This window comes from Sphingopyxis soli, assembly GCF_018682675.1.
GTDB classification, from domain to species: domain Bacteria; phylum Pseudomonadota; class Alphaproteobacteria; order Sphingomonadales; family Sphingomonadaceae; genus Sphingopyxis; species Sphingopyxis soli.
Genome location: NZ_JAFMTR010000053.1, coordinates 1 through 4,963, shown reverse-complemented (window position 1 = coordinate 4,963; position 4,963 = coordinate 1). Strand labels below are relative to the sequence as shown.

7 protein-coding genes are annotated in these 4,963 nt (G+C 65.8%); 6 read left to right on the top strand and 1 reads right to left on the bottom strand.

Annotation, left to right across the window (positions count from 1 at the left end; genetic code table 11):
* Positions 1 to 196 precede the first annotated feature (196 nt).
* Positions 197 to 859 carry an MBL fold metallo-hydrolase gene (locus J1N50_RS07710; protein WP_215352238.1) on the top strand — a complete coding sequence of 221 codons (663 nt, stop codon included), beginning with the start codon at positions 197 to 199 and terminating at the stop codon, positions 857 to 859.
* 6 nt (positions 860 to 865) lie between these two features.
* On the opposite strand, the gene J1N50_RS07705 is transcribed toward J1N50_RS07710, so the two are convergent.
* Entirely contained in the window at positions 866 to 1,303 is a 438-nt protein-coding gene (locus J1N50_RS07705) for an MAPEG family protein (RefSeq protein WP_215352236.1), read from the bottom strand.
* 429 nt (positions 1,304 to 1,732) lie between these two features.
* Between J1N50_RS07705 and rpmF the strand changes: the two genes are divergently transcribed.
* The 5 genes from rpmF (at position 1,733) to J1N50_RS07680 (ending at position 4,806) form a co-directional block, all read left to right on the top strand.
* Entirely contained in the window at positions 1,733 to 1,909 is a 177-nt protein-coding gene (gene rpmF, locus J1N50_RS07700) for a 50S ribosomal protein L32 (RefSeq protein WP_053553947.1), read from the top strand.
* A 22-nt stretch (positions 1,910 to 1,931) separates the two neighbouring features.
* Complete coding sequence (plsX, locus tag J1N50_RS07695) at positions 1,932 to 2,966, top strand: phosphate acyltransferase PlsX (RefSeq protein ID WP_215352234.1); 1,035 nt, start codon at positions 1,932 to 1,934, stop codon at positions 2,964 to 2,966.
* The gene (locus tag J1N50_RS07690; RefSeq protein WP_215352232.1) at positions 2,963 to 3,928 is read left to right on the top strand and encodes a beta-ketoacyl-ACP synthase III; all 966 of its coding nucleotides are present in this window, start codon (positions 2,963 to 2,965) and stop codon (positions 3,926 to 3,928) included. Before plsX ends, J1N50_RS07690 begins: the two co-directional genes overlap by 4 nt.
* 177 nt (positions 3,929 to 4,105) lie before the next feature.
* The gene (locus J1N50_RS07685; RefSeq protein WP_215352230.1) at positions 4,106 to 4,399 is read left to right on the top strand and encodes an integration host factor subunit alpha; all 294 of its coding nucleotides are present in this window, start codon (positions 4,106 to 4,108) and stop codon (positions 4,397 to 4,399) included.
* A 14-nt stretch (positions 4,400 to 4,413) separates the two neighbouring features.
* The gene (locus J1N50_RS07680) at positions 4,414 to 4,806 is read left to right on the top strand and encodes a MerR family transcriptional regulator (protein ID WP_215352228.1); all 393 of its coding nucleotides are present in this window, start codon (positions 4,414 to 4,416) and stop codon (positions 4,804 to 4,806) included.
* The last annotated feature ends 157 nt before the right edge of the window (positions 4,807 to 4,963 follow it).

The following is a 4,963-nucleotide window of genomic DNA, read 5'->3' as shown; positions in this document are numbered from 1 at the left end:
GTTTTCAGACCTTCGTCATTCCGGACTCGATCCGGAATCCATTTTTCCAGCGCTGCGCGAATGAACCCCCGACCAAGTCCGGGGTGACGAGACAAGGAAGGACAACAACCGGTCGCAAACGGTCTTTGAGGGCTCCAGCCAGCACCTCCGAGGTGTTGGCCTTGCCAAAGCGGCGCGATTTCCCCACATCGGGGGCATGAATGCTCCCACGCCTCCGCTCAAGGCCGCGATCGTCCCGGTTACCGCCTTCCAGCAGAATTGCACCCTCCTCTGGTGCACCGAAACCAACAAGGGCGCGCTCGTCGATCCCGGCGGCGATCTCCCCAAGCTGCGCGAGGCGATCCGCCAGACCGGCGTCGAGATCGAAAAGATCCTCGTCACCCACGGCCATATGGACCATTGCGGCCAGGCGGGCGTGTTCGCGAGGGAACTCGGCGTGCCGGTCGAGGGACCGCATGAGGACGACCGATTCTGGATCGAAGGCCTGGCGACCGCAGGCGAACGTTTCGGCATGGAGGGCGAGCCGTTCGAGCCCGACCGCTGGCTGGTCGACGGCGACAAGGTGACCGTCGGCAATCTCGAGATCGATGTTATCCATTGCCCCGGCCACACGCCGGGCCATGTCGTCTTCCATCACCGCCCGTCGAAGCTCGCGATCGTCGGCGACGTGTTGTTCCAGGGCTCGATCGGCCGCACCGACTTCCCGCGCGGCAACCACCAGCAGCTGCTCGATTCGATCACCAAAAAGCTGTGGCCGCTCGGCGGCGACACCATCTTCCTGCCCGGGCATGGCGCGCACAGCAGCTTCGCGCAGGAGCGCCGCACCAATCCTTATGTGAGCGACGCCGCCCTGGCGTGACCGGCCCTATTTCGGGGCGACGACTTCGGTCTCGACGATCCTCGAGCTGAAGCTGACGGGCGTCGCATAGACGATGTACAGCGCAAAGACGGCGAGCCCGAGCTGCGTCAGCATCGTTATGATCGTCCCGACCATGCGGCCCCACATCATCCCGTCCATGCCGAGCGCGTGGAGAATCCGGCCCACCAGATAGAGCGCGCCGACACCCCAAAGCCACATCGACGAGCCGACGCCGAGTTCGACGAGCGCGAGCAGGATCAGCACGAAGGCGGTGTTTTCGACGAAATTGCTGTGCGCCCGCATCCGCCGCGTGAGCGCGTCGTTCCCCCCGTCGCCGATAAAGACCTTTTCCTTGGTCCGCACGCGTCCCACGCGCACGCTGAGCCACAGGTTGAGCAAGGCCGCCCCCGCGGCGATCGTCAGGCTGATCGGCAAGATAATCATGATGGCTTCCCCCTTGTCGTTGGCCGCTATTCCGGCGGTGACGAAGCTGTGGCATCGCGGGCGGGGGAGGGCAAGAGGCGCCTGTATCGCTTCGTCATCCCGGACTTGATCCGGGATCCACGGCGGCGCTGAGGGCATGAGCCCCGGATCAAGTCGCCCGAGCTGCGCGTCGCGTTCGAGGGTAACGAAGAAAGGGTCTTCATCCGGCATCGCCTCGGGGGTTGCCTTTGCGGGCAAAAACGCTATAGCCGCGCCCGATCCGGCACCCGACACCAACAGGCGTTGAGGCACCCTCCGGCGGACGTTTTTCTGTCTCTTATCAGGCGGAAACGACCCTCGCACGGCGGGCGGGCCAGTCATTCCCGGCAACGGGGGCGACATGTCCGGGTTCGCCGATTCGTATAAACAGTTCAGAATGCAGGATATAAAATGGCCGTTCCCAAGCGAAAAACCTCGCCCTCGAAGCGCGGCATGCGTCGTAGCCACGACAGCCTGAAGGTCGAAGCCTTTCAGGAATGCCCGAACTGCGGCGAGCTGAAGCGCCCGCACAATCTTTGCAACGCCTGCGGTCACTACAATGGCCGCGAAGTGGTGGCTGGCGCCTAAGACCTAGCCGGAGAGCGTTCGGATGAGCCTCACACCGCGAATCGCGATCGATGCGATGGGCGGTGACGTCGGCGTGCGCATGATGCTCGCCGGCGCCGCGATGGCGCGCCACAAGCACGACGGCCTGCGCTTTCTCCTCGTCGGCGACGAGGTGCAGATCAAGGCCGCGCTGGAAAACCACCCGAACCTGCGCGCCGCGTCGGACATCATCCACACCGATGGCGTGGTGACCGGCGAGGACAAGCCCAGCCAGGCGATCCGCAAGGCGAAGAGCACCTCGATGGGGCTCGCGATCGACGCGGTGAAGCGCGGCGACGCCGGCGGCGCGGTGTCGGCGGGCAATACCGGCGCGCTGATGGCGATGGCCAAGCTCGCGCTGCGCACCATGCCGGGGATCGACCGCCCCGCGCTCGCGGCGCTGCTCCCGACGCTGGGCGACAACGACGTCGTCATGCTCGACCTTGGCGCCAACACCGAATGCGACGCCAATAATCTCGTGCAGTTCGCGGTGATGGGCGCCGCCTACGCGCGTACCGCGATGGGGCTCGAACGCCCGCGTGTCGCGCTGCTCAACATCGGCACCGAGGAGCTCAAGGGCACCGACGAGATCCGCGATGCCGCGGCGCTGCTGCGCGAGGCCCACGGGCTGCCGATGCAGTTCACCGGCTTCATCGAGGGCGACAAGCTGTCGCGCGGCGACGTCGATGTGATCGTCCACGATGGTTTCTCCGGCAATATCGCGCTGAAGACGATCGAGGGGACGGCGCGCTTCGTCACCGATCTGCTGCGCCGCGCCTTCACCTCGTCGACGCGCTCGAAGATCGGCTTCCTGATCTCGCGCCCGGCGACCGAGTTGCTGCGTCATCACCTCGATCCGAACAACCACAATGGCGCGGTGTTCCTCGGTCTCAACGGCGTGGTGCTGAAAAGCCATGGCAGCGCCGACGCAAAGGGCGTCGCGAACTGCGTCCACCTCTGCGCCGAGCTGATCGAAAAGGACATTACGCGTCAGGTGACCGACGATCTCGCGAATTTCCGCAGCGGCGACGCGGCATGACGCTTCGCGCAATTCTGGCCGGTACCGGCTCCGCCCTGCCGCGCACCCGCGTGTCGAACGCCGAACTTGCAGAGCGCGTCGACACCAGCGACGAATGGATCGTCGAACGCACCGGCATCCGCTTCCGCCACATCGCTGAACCCGACGAGACCACCGCGACGCTCGGCGCCGATGCGGCGAAGGAAGCGCTGGCGGCCGCGGGGCTCCAGCCCGCGGACATCGGGTTGATCATCGTCGCGACCGCGACACCCGATAACACCTTTCCCGCCAGCGCGACCAAGGTGCAGGCGCTGCTCGGCGCGCCCGACTGCATCGCCTTCGACGTCGCGGCGGTCTGTTCGGGCTTCCTCTACGCCGTCTCGGTCGCCGACTCGATGCTGCGCACCGGCGCCGCGAAACATGCGCTCGTCATCGGCAGCGAAACCTTCAGCCGCATCCTCGACTGGGAGGATCGCACGACCTGCGTGCTGTTCGGCGACGGCGCGGGCGCGGTCGTGCTCTCGGCGGAGGAGGTCGAGGACGATCGCGGCATATTGGCGACGCGCCTCCACGCCGAGGGCAAATATACCGACATGCTCTATGTCGATGGCGGTCCGTCGACCACGGGCACCGTCGGCCACGTCCGGATGCAGGGCCGCGAGGTATTCCGCCATGCCGTCACCAACCTCGCCGCCGTGCTGGGCGAGGTGCTGGCGGATGTCGGCCTGTCGGCCGACGACATCGACTGGGTGGTCCCGCACCAGGCGAACCGGCGGATCATCGACGCGACCGCGAAGAAGCTCGGCCTTCCCGCCGAGCGCGTGGTGCTGACCGTCGATCAACATGCGAACACCTCTGCGGCCTCGGTGCCGCTCGCGCTCGACCTTGCCGTGCGCGACGGTCGGATCAAGCGCGGCGACCTCGTCGTGCTCGAAGCGATGGGCGGCGGCTTTACCTGGGGCGCGGCGATCCTGCGCGTCTGATGGCACCGGACGGGCGAGTCCGGTTTCGGAACACGCCCGTCGCGTCAACTCCTCGCTCCATCCATTTCAGTTTGGCGGATTAATTCGCTTTTGTTACATAAGGCGCCGGGACTCGTGATGGTGGGGGCCTTCCGGGAACCTTTGTTTGCATCTGCTTCAGGAGGGGAAGGGAACGCCATGGCAGCCGGGACACTTACGCGCGCGGACATCGCGGCAAAGATAAACCAGCAAATCGGCCTGTCGCGCAACGAATCGGCCGCGATCGTCGAATCGATTCTCGATCACATGTCGGATGCGCTGGCGGGCGGACAGAATGTGAAGATTTCGGGCTTTGGCACGTTCGTTCTGCGCGACAAGGCGCAGCGGATCGGCCGCAATCCCAAGACCGGGGTCGAGGTGCCGATCCTGCCGCGACGGGTGATGACCTTTCGCGCCAGCCAGACGATGCGCGCGCGCGTTGCCGGCAAATAATCCGGGCGTCGCCTATGGCTGATTTCGAGACCGAAACCGCTGGCAAGGCATCGGGCGCGATGCTTGCCATCGGCGAACTCGCCGATCGCATTGGCGTTCCGACGCATGTGCTCCGCTATTGGGAAACGCGCTTCCCGCAGCTTCGCCCGCTCCAGCGGTCGGGACGGCGGCGCTATTACCGCGCAGAGGACGTCGCGCTTGCCGAGCGCATCCATCATCTGTTGCACGAGAAGGGCTTTACCGTCGAGGGCGCGCGCAAGGCGCTGTCGGAGACGGTCGGGGCAGTGCGCGCCGAACCGGTTTCGCCGACTGTTGCCATTCCCGTCGCGCCGACAGCGGCTAGCGACGGCATCCCGGTCGAAGCCCTGATCGCGCTGCGCCAGCGGCTCGCGGCGGCGCTGGGCTGAAGCGCCCGGCGGCTATCGGCCGATTGCTGACCTATTTTTCATCGTCACCCTGAACTTGTTTCAGGGTCCATGGTCCGCCGTTTCCTTCGGCGCGGCGCCGGATGCAAGGCCCGGCCATGGATGCTGAAACAGCGAGGCCATCGCCGCAGCCAGCATG

Excerpts from the sequence above, each read along its gene's own strand:
- J1N50_RS07680 (WP_215352228.1), top strand. The coding sequence starts at position 4,414 with ATGGCTGATTTCGAGACCGAAACCGCTGGCAAGGCATCGGGCGCGATG.
- plsX (WP_215352234.1), top strand. The coding sequence starts at position 1,932 with ATGAGCCTCACACCGCGAATCGCGATCGATGCGATGGGCGGTGACGTC.
- J1N50_RS07705 (WP_215352236.1), bottom strand. The coding sequence starts at position 1,303 with ATGATTATCTTGCCGATCAGCCTGACGATCGCCGCGGGGGCGGCCTTG.
- J1N50_RS07685 (WP_215352230.1), top strand. The coding sequence starts at position 4,106 with ATGGCAGCCGGGACACTTACGCGCGCGGACATCGCGGCAAAGATAAAC.
- J1N50_RS07690 (WP_215352232.1), top strand. The coding sequence starts at position 2,963 with ATGACGCTTCGCGCAATTCTGGCCGGTACCGGCTCCGCCCTGCCGCGC.
- rpmF (WP_053553947.1), top strand. The coding sequence starts at position 1,733 with ATGGCCGTTCCCAAGCGAAAAACCTCGCCCTCGAAGCGCGGCATGCGT.
- J1N50_RS07710 (WP_215352238.1), top strand. The coding sequence starts at position 197 with ATGAATGCTCCCACGCCTCCGCTCAAGGCCGCGATCGTCCCGGTTACC.